Raw genomic sequence first — 21,949 nt, forward strand, 5'->3', positions numbered from 1 at the left:
ATACAAAAATACTCATTTTGTTAAAATTTGTAAAAATTCATTTTTATTCGTCTAAATGTAATCGTTTTCATATTTTTAAAATTACTTTTTCTCGTTTATGCGTATAATCTTTTTTTATATAAATTTGGCTAATTGGCTTTATGTTTAATCATTATAATTGTTTCGTTTTTAAAATAATTATTGTATTAATATATCTATACCATCCACCTTTTATTTATAAATAGTTAATTTACAACTAAACGATAAATATTATATGCAAAATACATCTTTAATATTAAAGTAATACCAATATTTTTTCAATAAACCTAGTGTAATATATGTGTAATTCTAAAAGATTCTTCTTTAAAAATATAAATACCACGACATATTGCTTTAACATTTTCATTTATAAAGCGAAAAAATGCATCGCTACTAAGTTGAATGTTTAGTAAGGATGCATTGAATTCACTAAAATGATTAAATTACTTATATCTTTTCATCTGATTGATTATCGAAATTTCTTCCTTCTAAACCTGCTAACTCTTCTTTAGAAGCTGCAGGTGCTTTCATTTCAAATATCTCATTCACTACTGTGTAATCGTAATATCCTAATCTGGCAATAGGTTTAATCGACTTAATGTCCAATTTACCATTATCAAGAATAACCTTATCGTCAATATGAACTTGAGCAACTCTTCCTATAACAATATCTACGGTAGATACTGGATCTCCAGTTGGAATACGAATCGTTTGAACGTACTCACATTCAAAATGAACTGGCGATTCTTTTACACGATATCCTGGAGCTTCTATACATTTTTCCTTTGTTACACCTGCAAAATTAAATTCATCCTCTTCTGGTGGCAATGCTTTCGATGATAAATTAACTGCTTCTCTTAAATCATACGTTGCCATATTCCACACAAACCAACCTGTCTCTTCAGCATTTTTCACTGTATCTTTACGTTCGTGATCACCAAGAACGGATTGATTTGCTGCGAACATAACCATAGGCGGATCCCAAGTTAAGTTTTGATACTGACTATAAGGCGCTAAATTATCTTTCCCATCTTTCGATACAGTAGAGATCCACCCTATTGGACGTGGTACTGTACTACTTTTAAATGGGTCGTGCGGTAAACCATGACTTCTTACACCTTGTTTTGGCGAATAATTCATACTATCTTCACCCCTTATAAGTAATTACATTTAAGGTTACGCCCTCTTTACATAAGCGTCTAATATAAATAAACAATTTATTTATAAGTAGAAACTATATATGACGTGGTTGCTTATAATTTGCGTTCTTGATCCGAAAATTTCAGATAAGGATTTATGCAATTAATATTTATGATATCTTTTGTAAATTTAATTAATTATAGTTACTTCAATCATGATTAGTTTATAATAATATTGAATAACAATTTTTTGATTTTTGTGTAATTTATCTATCAACTGAAAAACAGCTAATACAAAGGAGCTAATGAAGATATGAGAAAAATTATGCGAATCTTATTGTGCGCATCAATCATAGTAAGCGGTTGCTCTTTCATACCAAAGAATCAAACAAAATCTATTCCAAAAACGGTTAGCGTCAAAGATTATGATGGTAAATATATTGGTGAACATAAAAAAAGAAACGAAGTATTTCTGAAAAAACATAAAGATGAAGCAATCAAAAAATACAAAGACTACGTGAAAGACACCTTTGGTTATGATTGTAAAATTAATTTAGTTGATGCCTACACTAATAAATCTGGATTTAGCGAGAAAAGTAAGGTAGATGGTATCTCAGTGGTTGGTACTGTCAATTATGACGTTCCTTTTCAACTCCAATTGCTTTTTGTTGAATCTGGAAATGGTATAACTATTTCAACATTTACACCTGGTCATATAAATGAAACATCAGCAGCCGTTTCAGCCATGATGTACAAACGTTATGAACATGAAATTGAACAAGCTCGATTAAAGCTTAAAAGTGAAATTGAAAAAGACAGCTATTATGCGATGAGCGAAAAACTTCAAGTAAAACAAGAATTTAACGGCGTTACAAGGCAATACTTGAATTTCAGAACAGATAGTATCGATGATCTGGATAAGTTCAAAAAAGAATTCAAACCTGTTATGCACTTAAAAGGTGATGCATTCAATCAACAGTTACAATCTTTGATTAACAAATATCCACAAATACAAAAAAATATGAAATCAGAGTTCATTGCTTATTATGATAAAGAAAAAAATAGAGAAACAGTAAAAAACTATGCTTGGAACCTTCAAAAATCTATAAATGACATTATGCAATCATATCCTAGCACAAAATTTGTACAGTTTTATAAAGATGATGTTTCCCCGTCAATGGTAGATGGAAATGGCCGTTTAAAATCGGATACTAATGTAATTTCCATCGAGGGAGGAAAGTATGATGAGAACAAATAATCATATAACCGATTTAGATGCTATTGAGTTAAGTAGCGGTTGGAATTACAATTCGAAATTGGAGACTGGCAAAAATGCACTACTATCAGATAGCCTTTTAAGAGATATTAAAGTATTAAGTTCTAATGCTAAAGGCGACGCTGACATACTAGAAACAGAACTTCGTGCTGTAATAAACGCAATGTCTCAAAACGAAGGTAAATCTGTTGATGCACTTAAAAATAGTACCGCTCCTCTAAAAAACAATCTAACCAAATTAAAAGAGCAACTCGACAAAACTACACATTAATTTCATACATTTTGAGTGAACAGAATTATATTTCCATAGCAAACATTCCTAAACTACACATACGTTACATAATTGATTCATTTTTATAGAAACGGGTAAAAATGATAAAGTAATCATCTTTCACAAAAAATCAAATATTGGGAGGAATTAAATATGATTTTGCGTTACGCAACGAATTTAAAACTTGCGAAAGAGCTATACCAAGCCAGTAAACCTAAATTGCAAGAAGATAAGGGTATGATTGAACTGTTTGAACATACTTTTGGCTTGCAAAAAGAACTTGTAAAATACGTCGGCATTGCAGAAGCAACTACTGCTGCTTTATACTCAGCTAGCTTTATCAATAAAAACATTTCTCGCCTTGCATCACTATCAACGATAGGCATTTTAAGTGTAGCTGCTTACAAACATTTCGAAGCTGGCCAAGGTAAAAAAGGTGCACAACATGCATTAGATTTATTAGGTCTTGCTACTTTAAGTTTACTAGATACATTTTCTTGTAATAAAAAATAGTCTTCATTTTAGAAGCACATACTTTAGCACCTGTGTACTTTTGATTCAATCCATAAACGGTACACCGCTATAGCATGTGTTTTATTATTTTTCTGGTCTCTTTATCGTAAATATTCCCCCTAATTTAGCATAATCATTTCCGGCTAAACGAGAAACAGCCTGTAATGCGTGTGGATTGATTTTAAAATCACCCTCATAAATACTGTCATCAATATGATAAGTTACAATTTCACCTATTATTAAATCAGCCCCATCTAATACATCTCCAAGCAATATCATTTGCGATAGTTTACATTCGAATCTCATTTTCGCATCTTTAATTCCTGGCGTCTTAATCGTTGTAGATGTTAAAAGTGATAATTCTGTACGACTCAACTCACTGTCACCATATGCTAACGGCGCTGCAGTCTCATTAATATCTTGAACATTATCTTCGTCTGTAATATGCACAACAAAGTCTCCAGTCCGTTCTATATTTAATGCAGTATCTTTTCTCTTACCTCCTGCACGTTGAACTGCAATAGCAATCATTGGCGGATGATTATTAACAATATTAAAAAAGCTAAATGGTGCTGCATTTACTGATGCATCTTGATTTAATGTTGTAACAAAAGCTATAGGTCGTGGAATAATTGAACCAATTAATAATTTATAGTTTTCTCTAGCAGTTAATGATTGTGCATCAAACGTATACATAATACCTACCTCTTTTCTAAGTATATCTAGGTATTTCTCCGATTTTGGTTAATTTAAACATCTATTCTCCTCTGAAAATCACTTGTATTTATTTAGCAAATCTTTTGAAATATGACACATATGCATATCTTCTGGATATTTTTCTAAATGTTGCTGATGTTCTTCAGCACTTTTAATGTAGTTAGACAGCGGTAAGACTTCCACTGCAATTTGATCTCTGTCTTTACGTCGTTCAATGAACTGACGCGCTTCAATTAAGTGGTCATCTACACAACTATATAAACCCGTTCGATACTTTTGTCCAATATCATTTCCTTGTTGATTCACACTGTAAGGATCAATGATTTCAAATAAATAATTCATAATGTCTGTAATTGTTAACATACGATCATCGAAATGAAGTTTGACACATTCAGCATAACCATCATACGGACCGTCTAATTTAGAACTTCTTCCATTTGCTCTTCCTGCTTCTGTATGTATAATTCCAGGTATTGTTGCAAAAAATGCTTCAACACCCCATAAACATCCTCCTGCTACATAAACAACTGCCATATTTACACCTCATCATCCTTTTTTATATTTTTAACAAGGTTATACCATTTAATACCGCCATGACATGATTCTGATACACCTTCATTACGATACCCATATTTTTCATAAAATGAAATTAATGATTCTCGACATGTTAACGTTACACCATGTCGATGATGATTCTTAGCAAGAGTTTCAAAATAGTTTAGTAAGCGACCTGCAATACCCTGACCTTGATAATTTGGTGCTACAACAAGACCTAACACACTAATATAGCCACCTTCACTATTATTTGTGGAGACATTTTTAAATAAATCATCGCTAATGTAACGCTCTTTTATGACTGGACCGTTGATGTATCCAATTACTTCATCATTCTTTTCAGCTACAATAAAAGTTTCTTGAATTTATTCAATTCTCAATTTCAATGCCTCTCGTGTTGCAGCTTCTTCCGGTGAAAAACCAATATTTTCAAGTGCAATAATTTGATCTAAGTCCTGCATGATTACTTTTCTTAATACCATAAAAACACTTCCTTAGCCCTATATATCAAAAGTAATACCTTCATCTTTATATTCATTATTTTCAAACTACCTTCACTATAAAAAACGAGTCTTTTTATTGAAAGCCATTCGCCTTAATCAATTAGACAAGTTGTATTATACGAATTAGTAAATAATCATGATTATAATTCATTTTAAGCATACTCAAAAAGACTGGTACATGTATACCAGTCTAATTCGAAAAAATATATTTAGTTAAAACCATTTCAAAAACGACTTCACTTTTCCTGGCTTAGTCGGTCTGTCTAAATAAACAAAATTATCATTGATTACTGAACTGGCATTTCGAAGTAATGCTTCAATATCATTCGAATATTTCTTCAATTTATGATTGTGAAATAATTCTTGCATCAAAAATGGTCTTTGGTCACATGAATGTGCATCTGAAGCTACAAAATGAGCCAAATTACATTCTATAAATTGTAATGATAACTTTTGAATGTTTTTACCAAATCCACCAACTAAAGAACTCGATGTTAATTGACTCAATGCCCCATTTGCAACCAATTCATATAATATTTCCGGATTTTTGGCGATACTTCTATTTCTTTCAGGATGTGCAATGATTGGTATGTAACCTCTCGATTGTATTTCAAAAAACAATTGTTTTGTATAATGTGGTACTTCGCCCGTTGGAAATTCAATTAATAAATATTTCGAACGATTAATACCTTGAATACTACCATTATCTAAGCCTTTCAGAATCGAATCTGTAATTCTAATTTCTTGCCCGGGAAATAATTTAATATCCAATGCTTGAACTTCTGGATGCGTTCTTAACTCCGCCAATTTCACAAGCACTTGTTGAAATGTATTATCATATCTCGGATGCAAATGATGAGGTGTCGCTACAATACTTGTTACACCTTCATCCTTAGCTTGCTTTAATAGTGCAATACTCTTTTCAATTGTTTTAGGACCATCATCTATATCAACTAATATATGGTTATGAATATCAATCATGATTCATCAGTCCCATAATATGCATAGTAACTAGCACTTTTATCTTTAGGCATTCTATTTAAGACTACACCTAATAATTTAGCACCTGTTGCTTCAATAAGTTCTTTTCCTTTTTTAACTTCATCTTTATTATTATTTTCCGAATTAACTACGTAGACAACATTGCCGGTAAACTTTGAAAATAATTGCGCATCTGTAACTGTGTTCACTGGTGGCGTATCGATAATTACAAAGTTATAATTCATCAATAATGTGTCATACAAATTTGCAAATGCCCTTGATGTAATTAACTCTGACGGATTCGGTGGGATTGGCCCAGACGTCAAGACGTCTAAATCTTGAATTTCAGTTGAGATAATACTGTCTTGATAAGTTGACCAATTTAGCAATAAACTTGATAGGCCTTCATTGTTTGGCAAATTAAAAATATAATGCTGCGTAGGTTTACGCATATCCCCGTCTACGATTAGTGTTTTATAACCTGCTTGCGCATATGCAACTGCTAAATTTGCTGCAATTGTAGACTTACCTGCGCCTGGTGCCTCTGAAGTGATTACAATGCTTTGAACTGCACTGTCAGGATTTGCAAACATAATATTTGATCTTATGCCTCGAAATTTCTCGCTAATAGGTGACTTTGGTTGTTCATGGACAATTAAACTTGATGTACTTCTTCGTGTATTCGTCATGGTAATTCCTCGTAAATTAAAATTTTTGTATTGAACCTAAAATAGGTAATCCTAGTTGCGATTCAACATCTTCTTCTGTCTTAATACGCTTATCTAATAATTCTTTTAAGAAAATAATCAATATTGCTAAAACAATACCAACAATAATGCTGATAACTAAGTTGACAGATACTATTGGAGATACTTTTACAGCATTATCATGTGCTGAGGAAAGTATCGTAACATTATCAACACTCATAATTTTAGGCATGTCATGAGCAAAAACTTTAGATATTTTATTAACAATTTTGTCAGATTCAGATTTATTCCCAGTGGTAACTGATACAGTAATAATTTGAGAGTTTGTTTGATTGGTTACTTTTAAAAATGAATTCAACTCAGCTGTTGAATACTGACCATCAAATTCTCTAGATACTTTATCTAGAATTCTAGGACTTTTGATAATTTCCGTATATGTATTAACAGACTGCAAACTACTTTGAACATTTTGGAAAGCTAAATCACTTGAGGACTTTTTCATGTTCACTAATATTTGAGTAGAAGCAGTATATTTGTCAGGCATAACAAAAAAGGTTAATGCCGCACTTACTACAAGACATATTGCCGGTAAAATAAGCAATAATTTAATATTCTTCTTTAGAATATTTAATAGTTTTACTAAATCAAACTTTTCTTTCATGGTTTCCTCCACATAATCAATCATTGTATTCATTATGTATGTTTTATAAATCGGACAATTATATCTAGTTTAACGACCACAAAACATACACAACTACATTTTCTCTAATTATTTATATAAATATTTTATCGTTTAAAATTATATCATGATTCTCTACCATTATGTATAACTTATTTATATTTTTGCACAAGATATAATATTGTCCAACTTTAAATATCCAAACCTATTAATAATAAAACTAGATACCATCGTACTCTATCATGGCTTTCTTATAATCGAGTAGAAGCATCATCATTACTTGATTATTTGCTCTTTACAACACCGAGCGTGCCCGTACTCGGTAATTCAATACCTTGCGTAACCCGTCACTGTGAGTTGGGTTAATGATAATAAAGCCCACACCTTTTAAAAAGATGTGGGTAATTTATATAATTTTTATTTACATTTTTAACTTATAAAAAAAAGCGCCTATGTCATGATTTACCATCACATAGGCGCTTATCAATAAATTATTACTTATTACTTTCCATTTCATCTAATTTATGCGGATTTCCTGTAATTAGATGACAACTTATTCTTTTCAGGGGAACATTACACTTTTATAATATGTTCAAAGACAAACTTAACCATTCACAAATATAAAGAATAATATTATCAAATCATTGAACAAATCGTATTTTGCAACAATTGATATTTATATTAATGTATTGCATTTAATTTATAAAATTCATATACATCTTAATATTCTCAATATCGATTTGTATTGTCAACTTTATATAGATTTAAAAAAATAATCTCATGTCTTTTTTTACAAAAGTAAGTTAATTATTACAAACTAGTAACAAAAATTATTTCTTCAAAAATATATTTAGTAGCGAATACACTTCATCTTTGAATTGACTTTTACTTTCTTCCACTGCTCCAAATTTTTGCGAAAAGGATGCTTTCAAATACCAACTTTCAAGAAACAGCAATATTAAATTCTGAAAGTCTTCTTTTGTCATCTTTATCTTTGATTCATCATAGAATTTTGCTATCTCTTTACTTAATGATTGATTTAAATCTTGTATTTGTCCGTAAATATTTCCAGAAAATTCCTCAGGCGTATTAGATAATTGAACGTACATTCTAATATACCTTTCTTCGATGTCGAAAATAAACTCAAATAAGAATTGATATAAAGCATCAATTGAATAGTTCGATTTATTTTGATTCATCATAATAATATTATTAAGGTAATCAAAACAACATTTAACACTTTGTTCGTAAATACTTTTTTTCGAGTCAAAATGGTAATATAAACTCGCTTTCTTTATATTTACACTTTTAGCTATATCATCAAGTGTTGTACCGTCATACCCCTTCTCTGAAAATAAGGTTATTGCGTTATCAATAATCTTATCCTTCAATTTTTATAACCCCCTACTGAAAATTAATCACACTATGTTACAGGAAAATTAAGTTGCAATTACAAATATTTCCGTTTAATTATAACAACAATCTATTGCAAATTAAAATACTATCAATTACCATATGGCTTACAACCTAACTAACGAAAGGTAGGTAAAGAAATTGCAATTTTTTAACTTTTTGCTTTTTTATCCTGTATTTATGTCTATTTACTGGATTGTCGGTTCAATTTATTTCTATTTTACCAGAGAAATTAGATATTCATTGAACAAGAAGCCTGACATAAATGTGGATGAATTAGAAGGCATTACATTTTTACTTGCCTGTTATAACGAAAGTGACACGATTGAAGATACGTTGTCTAATGTTCTTGCACTCAAATACGAGAAGAAAGAAATTATTATCATTAATGATGGAAGTTCAGATAATACAGCAGAACTCATCTATAAAATCAAAGAAAATAATGACTTTATTTTCGTCGATTTACAAGAAAACAGAGGTAAAGCCAACGCACTCAATCAAGGCATTAAACAGGCTTCATATGATTATGTAATGTGCTTGGATGCAGATACTATCGTTGATCAAGATGCACCATATTATATGATTGAGAATTTCAAACATGATCCAAAACTTGGTGCAGTTACAGGTAATCCTAGAATTCGAAATAAGAGTTCTATTTTAGGTAAAATTCAAACGATAGAATATGCAAGTTTAATTGGCTGTATTAAGCGAAGTCAGACACTTGCTGGCGCAGTCAATACTATTTCGGGTGTCTTCACTCTATTTAAAAAAAGTGCAGTTGTCGACGTTGGCTACTGGGATACTGATATGATTACCGAAGATATTGCAGTTTCTTGGAAATTGCATTTACGTGGATATCGTATTAAGTATGAACCGCTTGCCATGTGTTGGATGTTGGTTCCAGAAACATTGGGAGGTCTTTGGAAGCAACGCGTGAGATGGGCTCAAGGGGGACACGAAGTATTACTACGAGACTTTTTTAGCACAATGAAAACGAAAAGGTTTCCTTTATATATTTTGATGTTTGAGCAAATCATCTCGATTTTATGGGTATATATAGTGCTTCTATATTTAGGCTATTTGTTCATAACAGCAAACTTCTTAGACTATACATTTATGACATATAGTTTTTCAATATTTCTACTATCATCATTTACTATGACTTTTATAAACGTTATTCAATTTACAGTCGCACTCTTTATTGATAGTCGCTACGAGAAAAAGAATATGGCTGGACTCATATTTGTAAGTTGGTATCCGACAGTATACTGGATTATTAACGCAGCAGTAGTTCTTGTCGCATTTCCAAAAGCATTAAAACGTAAGAAAGGTGGTTACGCAACATGGTCAAGCCCAGACAGAGGGAATACCCAACGCTAAAATCATCGCTAAATATTGTAAGAGAAACAGCACTTATCGCTATATCTTGTGTCTTTTGGATATATTGTTTAGTTGTTCTACTCGTTTATATTGGTACTATATTTGAAATTCATGACGAAAGTATCAATACAATACGTGTTGCTTTAAACATTGAAAATACTGAAATTTTAGATATATTTGAAACTATGGGCATTTTCGCGATTATCATTTTTGTATTTTTTACAATTAGCATATTGATTCAAAAATGGCAGAGAGGAAGAGAATCGTGAAGTATAGAAAATTTATAATTTTAGTGTTGAGTATCTTGATCATATTGCCTGTAAGCACACTGGATGGTCATCATATTGCAAATGCAGATGACGATTCACCTAAAAAACTGAAATATAAAGAAAATAGTGCTCTGGCATTAAATTATCACCGTGTAAGAAAAGCGAATTTTCTGAATAATTTTATTTACTTCTTTTCTAGTAGTAAAGAAATTAAAAATTATAGTGTTAGTCAATCACAATTTGAATCTCAAATAAAATGGCTAAAATCACATGATGCTAAATTTTTAACCTTGAAAGAATTTTTATATTACAAGAAAAAAGGTAAGTTTCCAAAACGAAGTGTATGGATTAACTTTGATGATATGGATGAAACTATTTATGAAAATGCTTATCCAATCTTAAAAAAATATAAAATACCGGCAACTGGGTTTATTATCACAGGTCATGTTGGGGAAGAAAACTTTCACAACCTCGATATGATTAGTAAAAAAGAACTAAAAGAAATGTATAAAACTGGGTTATGGGAATTTGAAACACATACCCACGATTTGCATAACTTATCTAAAAATAATAAGTCAAAATTAATGAAAGCTTCTGAAGCTACAATCATAAAAGATTTAAACAAAAGTGAAAAATATCTAACTAAAAACTTTAAAAAGTCGCAGAAAACTATAGCCTATCCTTATGGCTTGATGAATGACGATAAATTACCGGTAATCAAAAAAGCTGGGTTAAAATACGGTTTTTCATTAGAGGAAAAAGCAGTCACTCCGAACTCCAATGATTATTACATCCCTAGAATATTAATTAGTGATGATGCTTTTGAGCATTTAATTAAGAGATGGGACGGATTCCATGAAAAAGATTAGACTTGAACTCGTATATTTACGTGCTATTATATGTGCAATTATTATTATCACACATTTACTTACACAAATTACTTTAAAACATGAAAATATGGAGGGTGGATCCTTAGTGTTACAATTTTACATTCGTAATATTGTGATTTTTGGTACACCTTGCTTTATTATCTTGTCACAGTTACTGACAACCTTGAATTACCAAAAAGTCACCTATAGATACTTAACTACACGCGTAAAATATATACTTATTCCTTACATATTAATGGGATTGTTTTACAGTTATAGTGAATCATTATTAACAGATTCAAGTTTCAATAAACAATTCATTGAAAATGTCCTATTAGGTCAATGGTATGGCTATTTTATCGTTGTTATCATGCAATTCTTTATTTTGAGTTATATCATTTTTAAAATTAACTATAACCTATTCAACAGTAAAATATTATTATTGTTATCTTTTATTTTACAGCAATCATTTTTATATTACTTTACGAACAACACAGCGTTTCACGATACCGTGCTACACTATTATCCATTAAGTGAAAATACTATAATATTCGGATGGATTTTTTATTTCTTCTTAGGTGCATATATGGGTTATAACTACGAACGTGTATTAAATTTCTTAGAACGTTATTTAGTTATTATGATTGTATTAGCTGTAGCTACTTATTTTGTGTTTATTGCGTTAGCAAATGGAGACTATTGGAACGTTACCAGCTTTTCATATTCATTAACACCATATAATAGTATTATGTTTATTGTTATCTTGGGTATTTGCACGCATTTTAAAACAATGTTATTTAATACGATTCAAATGATTAGTGCTTTCTCATTCTTTATTTATTTATTACATCCAATCATTCTAGACTCATTGTTTGCATATACAAATATATTTGAGGATAATACAATGGTCTTTCTAGCGATATCACTACTATTCATTTTAGGATTATGTATAGGTGTCGGCATGATATTGCGTGAATTCTATATCTTTAGGTTTATTATTGGAAAACAACCATATAAATTGAACATTAATGCTTATTAATTATTAAGCTATGTTAAAAACACGCGGTGGGCGAAATCAGTTTGAATTGACTGACTTCGTTTTACCGCGTGTTTAATATTGTTATACATATATTCTAATTGCACATTTAAACTTCGTAAATGCCAATGGGAGTGGGACAGAAATGATATTTTCGCAAAATTATTTCGTCGTCCCACCCCAACTTGCACATTATTGTAACCTGACTTTCCGCCAGCTTCTTTGTTGGGGCCCCGCCAACTTGCATTGTTTGTAGAATTTCTTTTCGAAATTCTTTATGTTGGGGCCTCGCCAATGTTTTACTTGAATAATTCTTTTAGAATTCTAAATAATGATCCGATTAATTGAAAGAAGTCTGCAGTCATTATTAATTCCTCCCTTTACTTTATAAATTATGCTTGCTTAGTATCAGTCAGCTTTTCAGTTTTCACTAAATCGTCTGCTAAATGATGCCAAAAATCTTGTAATTCTTCTCTTGTGCGCACTGTATCAGAACTGTCTTGTCCTACAAAGTCAACATGATCCCAATCATGTTTTGTAGGCGTCACTTGCCAAATGCCTTTTTGAATTTTATCTGTCGCTTTTGTATAAGCTTGATTAAATGGATGTTGAGAAGAAATAACGGATACTAAACCATCGTTTTCTCGCCATTCTTTTTCAGTAGCTTTACCGATTAAGTTACCAGTAATCACAAATGGGAAAAACATATTTAAGTCTGCTTTTTGTCTATCGCTATTTAATGCTTTGTGCGTTGCTTCACCAGTGTATGTTTTATACACAATGTTAGGGTTCAACGACGTTTTACGATTTAAATCTGTTGCACCCTCACGCGTCAGATCGTAAAATCCATTATCTTTTGATTTCCATAAATTAGATTGTTTAACGCGTTTGACATAATCAATATATGATTCATTTGGCTTCTGTTTTAGACCCCATTGAGCCAACCCGAAGTCTACTCTTGAATTTTTATTACCAAACATTTTACCGATATCAAATACGATTTGTCTCACTAAAGCTTCATTACCAGCTAAATCTGATGCGTGTGTACCATTATGTGGTGTTCCTAAAGTAGTAATTGATGAAATCATATTGTCATGATTACCTTTGAATAGTGGAGAAATTTCGCCACCATGTTTCTTTTGATACTCTATTTCTTCACGATTACCATTACGCAGTAATTCTTCTAGTTGACGTATCGTTTGACCGCCCATACTATGTCCAACTAGGTGTACCTTCTGTCCTGGTTTCCAGTCTTTGTAAATTCCTTCGTATGTTTTTCCATAACGTTCATGTCCATATTTTGCTGCATGTGCTGCACCATAATCTACACGACCGCCTTTGATATAATAATAAAGTTCAACTGCGCGGTCATAGTTACTTCCAAAAGCACTTATACTTGCTTCATAAGCTTTGTAACCATTTTCTTCTAAATCTTGGCGAATGTTCATTTTATTACCGCCCCAATAATGAGCTAACACTGAAGGATTAATATCATCTGTAAACCCATTGAAACCATGCACTAAAACGATAGGATCCTGATTTTTATACTGCCCTTGTTTGGCAACTTTATTCGTTTGATCATCTTTCGCTTTTGCAGTAAGTTCCTTTGTCCCTTTGTTTGGTAACGTTGCTACTGCACTACTTTTTAATAAATTTAATCCATTTTTCTTGTCATTGTCCTTTGTTGGTTCTACTGGTGATTTTTGATTGTTTTTTAAATCTGAAACTGATAGTGTTTTTTCGTCTTTTTGAGGTTTCACTTCTTGTTCATTGTTAAAATTGTAGTTAGTAATTTTATCATTCGCTTGATTATTTTGTTGTGGTTGTACTTTCTCTATTTCTGTCTCATTAACAATTTCTCGTTGACTTGTTTGATCTAACTTATTTAATGATGGTGCTTCCTTTATTCGACTTTGTGAAGGTAGATTGTTATTAGCGTTTGAATCTTGACTATTATCTGCCTCTTTTGACTGTTGCTGTGACGCCACTTTACTTTGTTTACCATCATTAATAGCCTGTTCTAACCCTTGATTTACATCGCTAGGATTAGCATTGTTATTTTTTGTTGTATCACGTTGAATATTTTTATTATTAAGCGATGATTTTTTATCATCCTTTAGTTGATCTTTATTCAAATCATCTGTTTTACGATGATTTTCTTCTGATATTGTTTTATCATTATGCAAGTTCTTAGTTAAATTTTCAGTATGTTGCTGTTCGTCAACACCGTTTTCACGTTGATAATTAGCATTTTCCCTAGTTTGTTGATCCCCAATAGATTGTGCTGTAACTGTATCCTCCTGTGAATTTCCCATATTCACTTGCTTCTCAGCTGCTTGTGCTTGTCCACCACTTAAAAATAGTAATGTAGCTATTAAAATGGAAGATGCACCTACACTAAATTTACGAATACTATACTTATTTTGACTTTTCATCATTGTCAGCACCTCTATTTTTTTATTTTAGATAAACAAATTGATAATTATTCGAGGAATAAACTCAAATAATTTACTTAACCAAGCACTCATAATGACCATCCTTTCTATTGTTTAATTTGACGAGAAAGCGTTTACATTTGTATTTAAAAAATATATTCTCCAAAGAGAATTTAAAGTGTATACGCTAATCATTTCAAATTATTAATTAATATTATATTTGGCAAAATTTAATTAGTCAATAATTAGACACAATTTAATTATGCAAATTGTAACTTTTTTACATATATCTTTTTTGATTTTTAATATTTACATGCTTGGGGCTTAATTCCAATGATGTATTATTTTTTTAGATTAGCTATATGGGGAGATTTATGAGCTATTACAGTTATTATGTTTGCTGGTGTCGTATTTTAAACCTAAAAATATCATCCCATCCACAATAATTGTATCAGGATAAACCGTAATACTTGTTCCTAAACTAAATATATACAGTTAATTTTCTTCCCTCAAAGTAAGTATCCTACTATTTTTAATTTATTGTTTAATTACTCTTGAACTACCTTTAACTTAATCTCGAATTTATGATGATTAGCATAAAAATACATCCCATAAAGTTAGTTTTTTAGTCTAACTTTCGGGATGCACATCTTAGTTCTAATGGAGATTGTCTTTTAAATAGGCTATGACATTTCTATTTCAGGCTAGATATATTTTTATTTATAGTATAAATACAAAGAATGTAAAGACAACTATGATATTAATAGGTAGTAACGACAAACATAACTCTTTAGCTTTTTCGCCATTTTTTCCCTTCATAACTTCATTATATCGATTCATATACTTTTCAACATCTTTAACAGTGACATCTATTCCTGAGTTGCTCAATTCACTTTTCATAATTATTTTTGGTTTCGTATTGTGATTATCCACTACTTATCTATAACGCGTTTGCAACTTTAGTACCATCACAGCATTCATAGTTAAAATATGTTGGTGTCGTATTTTAAACTTGAAAATGTCACGTTTTCCACAATATTTGTAAGTGTATAAGCCATGATCCTTTTCTCTATATCTCAGCCCATACTTGTTTTACCACTGTTCGATATTTTGTCGTTCGCCTTTAAAGTTATTGCGCTTATGATGTCTACGCGCTAATTCTGCCTCAATTTCTGAAAAATCGACGCCTAGCGCATGCATCAAGACAAATAAATGATAAAGTTCATCTGCTACTTCACTTACAAATGCTTTTTTGTCACCTTTAATTGCTTCAATTACGACTTCAAAAGCTTCTTCACCATATTTTTTCGTAATCTTTTCTATACCTTCTGTTAATAAATATTTTGTATATGACTTTTCATTATTGGATTGGGCACTATCTTGAACTGTCTGCGCTAATGTTTGCACTGAAAATGGAACTTCTGTGTTGAAACAACTTTGACTGCCTGTATGACATGTTGGTCCATTTGGTATGACATCAATTAAAATAGTATCATTGTCGCAATCTACATGAATATCTTTAACACGTTGCGTATGACCAGATGTTTCACCTTTTGTCCATAGACGTTGTTTCGACCGCGAATAGAAACATACTACACCATCTTCTATCGTTTTATCAAAAGCTTCTTGATTCATATAACCCAACATCAATACTTGTTTTGTTTGATTATCTTGTAAAATTGCTGGCACTAAACCTTTGCTAAAATCAATTTTGTAATTGGTCATCTTACTGCTATACCTCCTTGCCGTATCACTTCTTTAATAGATTGAACCGTCGTTTCTCGATCATGTAATATACTTGCAGCTAAACCTGCAGAAACATCCGTCTGATCAAATAATTCTACAAAGTGTTGTGCATTGCCACCACCACCAGAAGCAATGATTGGAATATTTACAAGAGACTTAATATTTGCTAGGTGTTCAATATCAAAGCCTTGTTTCATACCATCATGTCCCATACTTGTAACGAGGAGCTCACCTGCACCTAACTGTTCTACTTGCTGTACCCAGTCATATACTTTAATATTTGTCATTTTTTTACCACCAGTCGTACAACAATAATGTGCTTTTCTTTCAGGATCATAATAGCTATCAATTGCTATGCAGATGCATTGTCTACCGAATTTATCACTCGCTTGTTTAATGAGCTGTGGATTTTTTAAAGCACTTGAATTTAATGATACTTTATCTGCACCATGATTTAGCAATTGGGTAATATCATCGAGACTTTGAATCCCACCCCCTACAGTAAGAGGGATAAACAAGCGTGACGCTGTCTGTTCAATCACTTCTAGCATTAAGCTATGACCCTCTTCCGTCTTAGAGATGTCTAAAAATACTAATTCATCAGCACCCGCTTCATTGTAATACATTGCTAAATCAACAGGATTCCCAATATCCCTTAATCCTTTAAATTGAATCCCTTTAACGACACGACCATCTTTGACATCTAAACATGGAATGATACGTTTTTTAATCATTTTAGCCCCTCCCAAAAAGATGCTTGATGTGCAGCCTTTCCTATAATAGCAGCGTGAACATTTAGCGACGCTAATCGTTGAATATCTTGCTGATGTCTAATACCACCGGAAGCAATGACAGGAATCGTCGTTGCCTTTACTAATTGACCAGTTAATTCAAAGTTAGGTCCGGACATTTTGCCATCTTTAGCAATATCAGTATATATAATGCCGCCAAGAGGTATATCCGATAACCGTCTCACAAAACTAAATAAATTTAACTCTGTGTCCTCTTCCCATCCGTTCACTTTAATATCTTCTCCATAGGCATCAACAGATAAATAAATGCGACCTGGAAATGTATGTGCCATCTCTTTAAGCCAATCAGTATCTTGAATACCTTTCGTTCCAACTATGCAATAATTAATCCCTGCGGCAAAGTAGTCCATGATTTGTGACTTCGTACGAATGCCACCACCTACTTCAATATCTTTGGTTGTTAATCTCCTCAATGACTTAATATAATCAAACTCTCGGGCATGCTGTGCCTTAGCACCTATCAAGTCGACGATATGAATACGATTCACACATTCAAATTGACTATAGTAAGCAATACTTTCTTCAGCCGAGCGTGACATTTTTTCTTCACTATCATATTTACCCTCTGTTAACCTCACACTTGTTGACCCAATCAAATCAATCGCTGGCCATAATTCAATCATTTATAAATCCCCCTTGTATTGCCTGACGCAAAATTTGTAACCCATATGTACCGCTTTTTTCAGGATGGAATTGAATACCAATATAATTGTTAAATTGAACAATTGCCGGAATATCAGCCCCATACTGCGCATATGCAATTACATTTTCTGACATCGGCGCTTGATAAGAATGTACGAAATAAACATCTTGATTTAACATAGGGTGCTTACTCACTAAATTATTCCAGCCTAAGTGTGGCACTGGGTATTCTGTTTGGATACGCGAAATATTTCCTGGGATTAACCCTAATCCAGATGCATCGCCTTCATCACTATGCTCATACATTAATTGCATGCCTAAACAAATACCAATCATCTTCTTATCAGTATTCTTAGCCAATATTGCATTGAGATTTAATCGCTTTATCTCTGACATCGCATCTTTAAAATGGCCGACACCGGGCAATATGATTGTTTCTGCTTGATCGATTATTTTTGAGGTATTTGAGACAACCACCTCATACCCTAAATGTTCAATAGCGCGTTTTACATTACTAATATTCCCTAATCCATAATCAACGATGACAATCATTCAATCACACCTTTCGATGACGGCACACGCTGATCATCAGTTGCAGTTAGCGCTATGCCTAATGCACGGGAAAACGCTTTGAATATAGCTTCAATTTCATGGTGTGTATTACCTCCACGAATTAAATCAATATGCGTTGTTAATCTTGCATTGATTACGACCGCTCTAAAAAATTCTTCTACTAACTCCGTATCAAACGTACCAACTTTTTCTTTACTTAATGATGCATTGAATGATAGGTATGGGCGCCCACTTATATCCACAACGACACGTGCTAATGTTTCATCCATTGGAATGTACATCGTTCCATAACGAACGAAATGCTTTTTATCTTTAATCATTTCAAGTAACAATTGGCCAATGACAATGCCGATATCTTCAGTTACGTGGTGATCATCTACGTCAATATCACCTTGTGCCTCAATGTTTAATGACAGACCGCTATGAAATGTAAACAATGTTAACATATGATTTAAAAAGCCCACACCTGTATTAATATGCGATGGTGACTGGTCATCTGATATTGAAATATTTAGTTGTGTTTCAGCTGTGTTTCGTTGTTTTTGATAAATCATATTTTGCGCTCCATTCTTTAACAATTTCTTCTAATTGGTTTAACTGTGGTGCTGTTGCAATTGAGTATCTTACATAGCCCTTCATTACCGGCTCACCATAAAAGCGAGGTTTAAATCCTTGTTCATATACGTATTGTCCTAATTGTTGCGCTGCTGAACCTTTAGTAAGTACAAAATTGGCATTTGATGGGAATACTGACATTTTATCTGCAACATGTGTATCAAATATTTGTTTTAACTGCTCAGCTAACTGTCGTTGCATCGTTAAAAATACTCTTGTCTCTTCTCTATGTCTAAAAATATAAGTCGCAATATTTAGCGTAAATACATTTAATGGATATGGATGTTCTATTTTTTGAATACGCTGTATCGTTCCAGCAGTACTAATTAAGACACCTAATCTTAAGCCAGCTATTCCAAACGCCTTTGATAATGTGCGCATTCTTAAAATGTGTGGTGCCATTTCAACGTCATATGCCATGCCATAATCTAAATATGCTTCATCAATGACGAAGTATCCGTTTAATGCTTTCATCTTATCTGCAATAGCTGTTAAAAATGCCGTATCAAATTGCTTGCCTGAAGGGTTATGTGGATTACTCATAATAAAAAATGATGGTTGTACTTCATCGATTTTCGTTAAAATGGTTTCCAAATCAAACGTTAAATCTGATCCTGCATCTACAAATGCAATTTCACGATTTACTTGTGCCGCATATGCTTGATACATAAAAAAATCAGGATTTAGCGTTAATGCCGGACCTTTTGGCATGATTAGCATTAACTTTTGAATCAATTCATCAGAGCCATTTCCTGCAATAATTTGTTCAGGCAATAATCCGTAAAACTTAGCATAAGCTTCCTTGAATTGTTCATATGCTGCATCAGGATATAAATTATATGGCGTTGCACTAATAATAGACGTCATTGTTTTTTCATCCAACGGCGTAACTGGACTTTCATTTTTATCAATATAAATCATTTCAATTACACTCCCCTAAGACTGACGTATTAAAATAGACTGCTGGTGATTGTATAATGCTTCAACATGAGCAATATGTTGTGCTGAATCAGCAATTTGTTCAAACGTATCTTTTGATAAATGGATGACCGTGTTCCGTGTTAAGAAATCATTGACCGATAACCCATTGGTAAATCTAGCTGTTCTATTTGTAGGTAATACATGACTTGGACCTGCAACGTAATCTCCTATGACCTCTGGCGAATAATGTCCAATAAACAATGCACCCACATATTTCACTTTTTCAATATATGGTTGAGGATTTACTGTTTGAATCGACGCATGTTCAGGCGCGATTGTATTCATGACATGGCATGCTTCATCAAAATTACTAGCATGGATAAGGTAGTGTTGATTAGCGATACTTTTAGAAACAATGTCGTATCTGTCCACATTAGGCAATGCTTTAGCAATACGTGATTCTAAATCTTTAAGGACTTGCGCATCTTCACCAATGACATATGTACGTGCTAATTCATCATGTTCTGCTTGCGCAAATACATCATATACGATGGCATCTAAATCTGCGGTGTCGTCAATAATCAGTGCTATTTCTGTTGGTCCTGCAATTTGATCAATACCTACCTGTCCAAATAAATATTTTTTGGCATATGCAACAAATTGGTTACCTGGACCTACAATCTTATCAACTTTAGGTATCGTTTCTGTTCCATAAGTCAATGCAGCAATACTTTGAGCACCACCAACTTGAAACACTTGATTAACTTGCGTAATATAACATGCAGCTAATACCTCTTGGGATACTCCGTTAGGTTGAGGTGGTGTCACAACAACAATATTTTCTACACCCGCTACTTGTGCTAAAGTCGCTGTCATTAGAACCGTTGATGGATAACTTGCTTTGCCACCAGGCACATAAATACCCACACTTTCTAGTGGATGGTATATTTCATAACACTCCACTGATTCTTCTAACTGTTGATTCGTCTGCTTAATACTTTCTTGATATGCTTTAATTCTTTCATAACTTTGTTGTAATGCTTGTTTTGTTTTTTCATCTAATGTGTCAAATGCTGCTTTAATTTGTTCATGACTAATTTCTAAATGATCTGTTTTCGTATGATCGAATGTTAGATTATACATTTTCAAAGCCTTATCTCCATGAACTTTAACTTCCTGACAAATATCGCGAATAATTGGATACAATGACTCATCTAATGGTGCTTCTAATGAAAATTGATTTAAAAATTGTTGTGCATTAAGCATTGGCAATAGACACCTCCAAAGAGCGAATAAATTGCTCTATTAATTGTGATTTTTTAAAATAAGCTGCTTTATTAGTTATTAATCTTGCATTGATATCACTAATATGTTGCTTTTCAACCAGTCCGTTCGCTTTTAGCGTAGTACCTGTTTGAACGATGTCGACAATTCCGTCTACCATATCTACGACACAAGCTAATTCAACAGAACCATTCAATTTAATCAATTCGACATCAATACCTTTTGATTTAAAATATGTTTCAGCAGTATGAACATAACTCGTTGCGATTTTACGATAATTGGTCGTTTCAGGTTTCGCTGCAACCGCAAAATGACATGCTCCAAAAGGCATATTCAACAAATTATTAACATTATATTGGCGCTCATCTAATATGTCGCTACCAACAATGCCTATGTCGGCCATTCCTTGTTCCACATAGATTGGCACGTCACTTCCTTTTACTAAAATGCATTCAATATTATCTACACTTAATAATAATTGGCGTTCTCTATTTTTTAATGTTTCTGATAATGTCGTATATTCAATTACATCTAAATAGTTAATTAAACTATCCATTAGACGTCCTTTGGCTATGGCGATTCTTAACATTGTGCA

General features: G+C 32.4%; 22 protein-coding genes and 2 pseudogenes. 7 read left to right on the plus strand and 17 right to left on the minus strand.

Annotated elements, in window-relative coordinates:
* Window positions 1–465 precede the first annotated feature (465 nt).
* Window positions 466–1,158, minus strand: coding sequence for a flavin reductase family protein (locus IDG66_RS04170; RefSeq protein WP_001109879.1), 693 nt, complete (start codon window positions 1,156–1,158; stop codon window positions 466–468).
* Window positions 1,159–1,470: 312 nt separating this feature from the next.
* Here IDG66_RS04170 and IDG66_RS04175 point away from each other — a divergent pair, with 312 nt between their 5' ends.
* From IDG66_RS04175 to IDG66_RS04185, 3 genes are all read left to right on the plus strand, one after another.
* A complete protein-coding gene (locus tag IDG66_RS04175; protein ID WP_001226791.1) occupies window positions 1,471–2,415 on the plus strand; it encodes a hypothetical protein in 945 nt (314 codons plus the stop codon).
* The gene (locus IDG66_RS04180; RefSeq protein ID WP_001260042.1) at window positions 2,402–2,704 is read left to right on the plus strand and encodes a hypothetical protein; all 303 of its coding nucleotides are present in this window, start codon (window positions 2,402–2,404) and stop codon (window positions 2,702–2,704) included. The genes IDG66_RS04175 and IDG66_RS04180 overlap by 14 nt, the downstream gene beginning before the upstream one ends.
* Window positions 2,705–2,857: 153 nt before the next feature.
* The gene (locus tag IDG66_RS04185) at window positions 2,858–3,217 is read left to right on the plus strand and encodes a hypothetical protein (RefSeq protein ID WP_000603479.1); all 360 of its coding nucleotides are present in this window, start codon (window positions 2,858–2,860) and stop codon (window positions 3,215–3,217) included.
* An 84-nt stretch (window positions 3,218–3,301) separates the two neighbouring features.
* Here the strand turns inward: IDG66_RS04185 and IDG66_RS04190 are convergent, their stop codons facing one another.
* The 7 genes and pseudogenes from IDG66_RS04190 to icaR form a co-directional block, all read right to left on the minus strand.
* Complete coding sequence (locus IDG66_RS04190; RefSeq protein ID WP_000287917.1) at window positions 3,302–3,913, minus strand: flavin reductase family protein; 612 nt, start codon at window positions 3,911–3,913, stop codon at window positions 3,302–3,304.
* A 78-nt stretch (window positions 3,914–3,991) separates the two neighbouring features.
* A complete protein-coding gene (locus tag IDG66_RS04195) occupies window positions 3,992–4,468 on the minus strand; it encodes a peptide-methionine (S)-S-oxide reductase (protein WP_000301926.1) in 477 nt (158 codons plus the stop codon).
* A 2-nt stretch (window positions 4,469–4,470) separates the two neighbouring features.
* Window positions 4,471–4,971, minus strand: a pseudogene (locus IDG66_RS04200) (GNAT family N-acetyltransferase).
* A 234-nt stretch (window positions 4,972–5,205) separates the two neighbouring features.
* Entirely contained in the window at window positions 5,206–5,973 is a 768-nt protein-coding gene (locus tag IDG66_RS04205) for a tyrosine-protein phosphatase (protein ID WP_000565310.1), read from the minus strand.
* Window positions 5,970–6,662 carry a polysaccharide biosynthesis tyrosine autokinase gene (locus IDG66_RS04210; protein ID WP_000185863.1) on the minus strand — a complete coding sequence of 231 codons (693 nt, stop codon included), beginning with the start codon at window positions 6,660–6,662 and terminating at the stop codon, window positions 5,970–5,972. The genes IDG66_RS04205 and IDG66_RS04210 overlap by 4 nt, the downstream gene beginning before the upstream one ends.
* Window positions 6,663–6,678: 16 nt before the next feature.
* Window positions 6,679–7,341 carry a Wzz/FepE/Etk N-terminal domain-containing protein gene (locus tag IDG66_RS04215; RefSeq protein ID WP_000659675.1) on the minus strand — a complete coding sequence of 221 codons (663 nt, stop codon included), beginning with the start codon at window positions 7,339–7,341 and terminating at the stop codon, window positions 6,679–6,681.
* A gap of 848 nt (window positions 7,342–8,189) precedes the next feature.
* Complete coding sequence (gene icaR / locus IDG66_RS04220; protein WP_000653261.1) at window positions 8,190–8,750, minus strand: ica operon transcriptional regulator IcaR; 561 nt, start codon at window positions 8,748–8,750, stop codon at window positions 8,190–8,192.
* 163 nt (window positions 8,751–8,913) lie between these two features.
* Between icaR and icaA the strand changes: the two genes are divergently transcribed.
* Genes icaA through icaC form a run of 4 tightly spaced genes read left to right on the plus strand, consistent with a single transcriptional unit; the run spans window position 8,914 to window position 12,329 of the window.
* Complete coding sequence (gene icaA, locus IDG66_RS04225; protein WP_001159427.1) at window positions 8,914–10,152, plus strand: poly-beta-1,6 N-acetyl-D-glucosamine synthase IcaA; 1,239 nt, start codon at window positions 8,914–8,916, stop codon at window positions 10,150–10,152.
* Window positions 10,116–10,421, plus strand: coding sequence for an intracellular adhesion protein IcaD (gene icaD, locus IDG66_RS04230; protein ID WP_000240580.1), 306 nt, complete (start codon window positions 10,116–10,118; stop codon window positions 10,419–10,421). Before icaA ends, icaD begins: the two co-directional genes overlap by 37 nt.
* On the plus strand, window positions 10,418–11,290 hold the full coding sequence (gene icaB / locus IDG66_RS04235; RefSeq protein WP_000877317.1) for an intercellular adhesin biosynthesis polysaccharide N-deacetylase: 873 nt from the start codon (window positions 10,418–10,420) through the stop codon (window positions 11,288–11,290). The genes icaD and icaB overlap by 4 nt, the downstream gene beginning before the upstream one ends.
* Complete coding sequence (icaC, locus tag IDG66_RS04240; RefSeq protein ID WP_000723836.1) at window positions 11,277–12,329, plus strand: polysaccharide intercellular adhesin biosynthesis/export protein IcaC; 1,053 nt, start codon at window positions 11,277–11,279, stop codon at window positions 12,327–12,329. The genes icaB and icaC overlap by 14 nt, the downstream gene beginning before the upstream one ends.
* Window positions 12,330–12,718: 389 nt before the next feature.
* Here icaC and lip1 read toward each other — a convergent pair whose 3' ends face one another.
* The 9 genes and pseudogenes from lip1 to hisG form a co-directional block, all read right to left on the minus strand.
* The gene (gene lip1 / locus IDG66_RS04245; protein WP_000842036.1) at window positions 12,719–14,761 is read right to left on the minus strand and encodes a YSIRK domain-containing triacylglycerol lipase Lip1; all 2,043 of its coding nucleotides are present in this window, start codon (window positions 14,759–14,761) and stop codon (window positions 12,719–12,721) included.
* 720 nt (window positions 14,762–15,481) lie between these two features.
* On the minus strand, window positions 15,482–15,661 hold the full coding sequence (locus tag IDG66_RS04250; protein WP_000834346.1) for a hypothetical protein: 180 nt from the start codon (window positions 15,659–15,661) through the stop codon (window positions 15,482–15,484).
* 192 nt (window positions 15,662–15,853) lie between these two features.
* Window positions 15,854–17,241 (minus strand): annotated as a pseudogene (gene hisF / locus IDG66_RS14130) (imidazole glycerol phosphate synthase subunit HisF).
* Window positions 17,238–17,942: a 1-(5-phosphoribosyl)-5-((5-phosphoribosylamino)methylideneamino)imidazole-4-carboxamide isomerase gene (hisA, locus tag IDG66_RS04265; protein ID WP_000571736.1), complete on the minus strand. Its 705-nt coding sequence runs from the start codon at window positions 17,940–17,942 to the stop codon at window positions 17,238–17,240. Before hisA ends, hisF begins: the two are co-directional and overlap by 4 nt.
* Window positions 17,935–18,513, minus strand: a complete 579-nt coding sequence (gene hisH, locus IDG66_RS04270) for an imidazole glycerol phosphate synthase subunit HisH (RefSeq protein WP_103143683.1) — start codon at window positions 18,511–18,513, stop codon at window positions 17,935–17,937. Before hisH ends, hisA begins: the two co-directional genes overlap by 8 nt.
* A complete protein-coding gene (hisB, locus tag IDG66_RS04275; protein WP_000640266.1) occupies window positions 18,510–19,088 on the minus strand; it encodes an imidazoleglycerol-phosphate dehydratase HisB in 579 nt (192 codons plus the stop codon). The genes hisH and hisB overlap by 4 nt, the downstream gene beginning before the upstream one ends.
* Window positions 19,057–20,070, minus strand: coding sequence for a pyridoxal phosphate-dependent aminotransferase (locus tag IDG66_RS04280; RefSeq protein ID WP_000639180.1), 1,014 nt, complete (start codon window positions 20,068–20,070; stop codon window positions 19,057–19,059). The genes hisB and IDG66_RS04280 overlap by 32 nt, the downstream gene beginning before the upstream one ends.
* A 15-nt stretch (window positions 20,071–20,085) precedes the next feature.
* The gene (hisD, locus tag IDG66_RS04285) at window positions 20,086–21,336 is read right to left on the minus strand and encodes a histidinol dehydrogenase (RefSeq protein ID WP_000930649.1); all 1,251 of its coding nucleotides are present in this window, start codon (window positions 21,334–21,336) and stop codon (window positions 20,086–20,088) included.
* Window positions 21,329–21,943, minus strand: coding sequence for an ATP phosphoribosyltransferase (hisG, locus tag IDG66_RS04290; protein WP_000944149.1), 615 nt, complete (start codon window positions 21,941–21,943; stop codon window positions 21,329–21,331). Before hisG ends, hisD begins: the two co-directional genes overlap by 8 nt.
* Window positions 21,944–21,949: the final 6 nt, after the last annotated feature.

Origin of the sequence: Staphylococcus sp. EG-SA-18 (assembly GCF_017151825.1) — a bacterium.
Taxonomy (GTDB): Bacteria; Bacillota; Bacilli; order Staphylococcales; family Staphylococcaceae; genus Staphylococcus; species Staphylococcus aureus.

Coding starts and splice junctions, on each gene's coding strand:
- IDG66_RS04170 (WP_001109879.1), bottom strand. CDS start 1,158: ATGAATTATTCGCCAAAACAAGGTGTAAGAAGTCATGGTTTACCGCAC.
- IDG66_RS04175 (WP_001226791.1), top strand. CDS start 1,471: ATGAGAAAAATTATGCGAATCTTATTGTGCGCATCAATCATAGTAAGC.
- IDG66_RS04180 (WP_001260042.1), top strand. CDS start 2,402: ATGAGAACAAATAATCATATAACCGATTTAGATGCTATTGAGTTAAGT.
- IDG66_RS04185 (WP_000603479.1), top strand. CDS start 2,858: ATGATTTTGCGTTACGCAACGAATTTAAAACTTGCGAAAGAGCTATAC.
- IDG66_RS04190 (WP_000287917.1), bottom strand. CDS start 3,913: ATGTATACGTTTGATGCACAATCATTAACTGCTAGAGAAAACTATAAA.
- IDG66_RS04195 (WP_000301926.1), bottom strand. CDS start 4,468: ATGGCAGTTGTTTATGTAGCAGGAGGATGTTTATGGGGTGTTGAAGCA.
- IDG66_RS04205 (WP_000565310.1), bottom strand. CDS start 5,973: ATGATTGATATTCATAACCATATATTAGTTGATATAGATGATGGTCCT.
- IDG66_RS04210 (WP_000185863.1), bottom strand. CDS start 6,662: ATGACGAATACACGAAGAAGTACATCAAGTTTAATTGTCCATGAACAA.
- IDG66_RS04215 (WP_000659675.1), bottom strand. CDS start 7,341: ATGAAAGAAAAGTTTGATTTAGTAAAACTATTAAATATTCTAAAGAAG.
- icaD (WP_000240580.1), top strand. CDS start 10,116: ATGGTCAAGCCCAGACAGAGGGAATACCCAACGCTAAAATCATCGCTA.
- icaC (WP_000723836.1), top strand. CDS start 11,277: ATGAAAAAGATTAGACTTGAACTCGTATATTTACGTGCTATTATATGT.
- lip1 (WP_000842036.1), bottom strand. CDS start 14,761: ATGAAAAGTCAAAATAAGTATAGTATTCGTAAATTTAGTGTAGGTGCA.
- IDG66_RS04250 (WP_000834346.1), bottom strand. CDS start 15,661: ATGAAAAGTGAATTGAGCAACTCAGGAATAGATGTCACTGTTAAAGAT.
- hisA (WP_000571736.1), bottom strand. CDS start 17,942: ATGATTGAATTATGGCCAGCGATTGATTTGATTGGGTCAACAAGTGTG.
- hisH (WP_103143683.1), bottom strand. CDS start 18,513: ATGATTGTCATCGTTGATTATGGATTAGGGAATATTAGTAATGTAAAA.
- hisB (WP_000640266.1), bottom strand. CDS start 19,088: ATGATTTATCAAAAACAACGAAACACAGCTGAAACACAACTAAATATT.
- IDG66_RS04280 (WP_000639180.1), bottom strand. CDS start 20,070: ATGATTTATATTGATAAAAATGAAAGTCCAGTTACGCCGTTGGATGAA.
- hisD (WP_000930649.1), bottom strand. CDS start 21,336: ATGCTTAATGCACAACAATTTTTAAATCAATTTTCATTAGAAGCACCA.
- hisG (WP_000944149.1), bottom strand. CDS start 21,943: ATGTTAAGAATCGCCATAGCCAAAGGACGTCTAATGGATAGTTTAATT.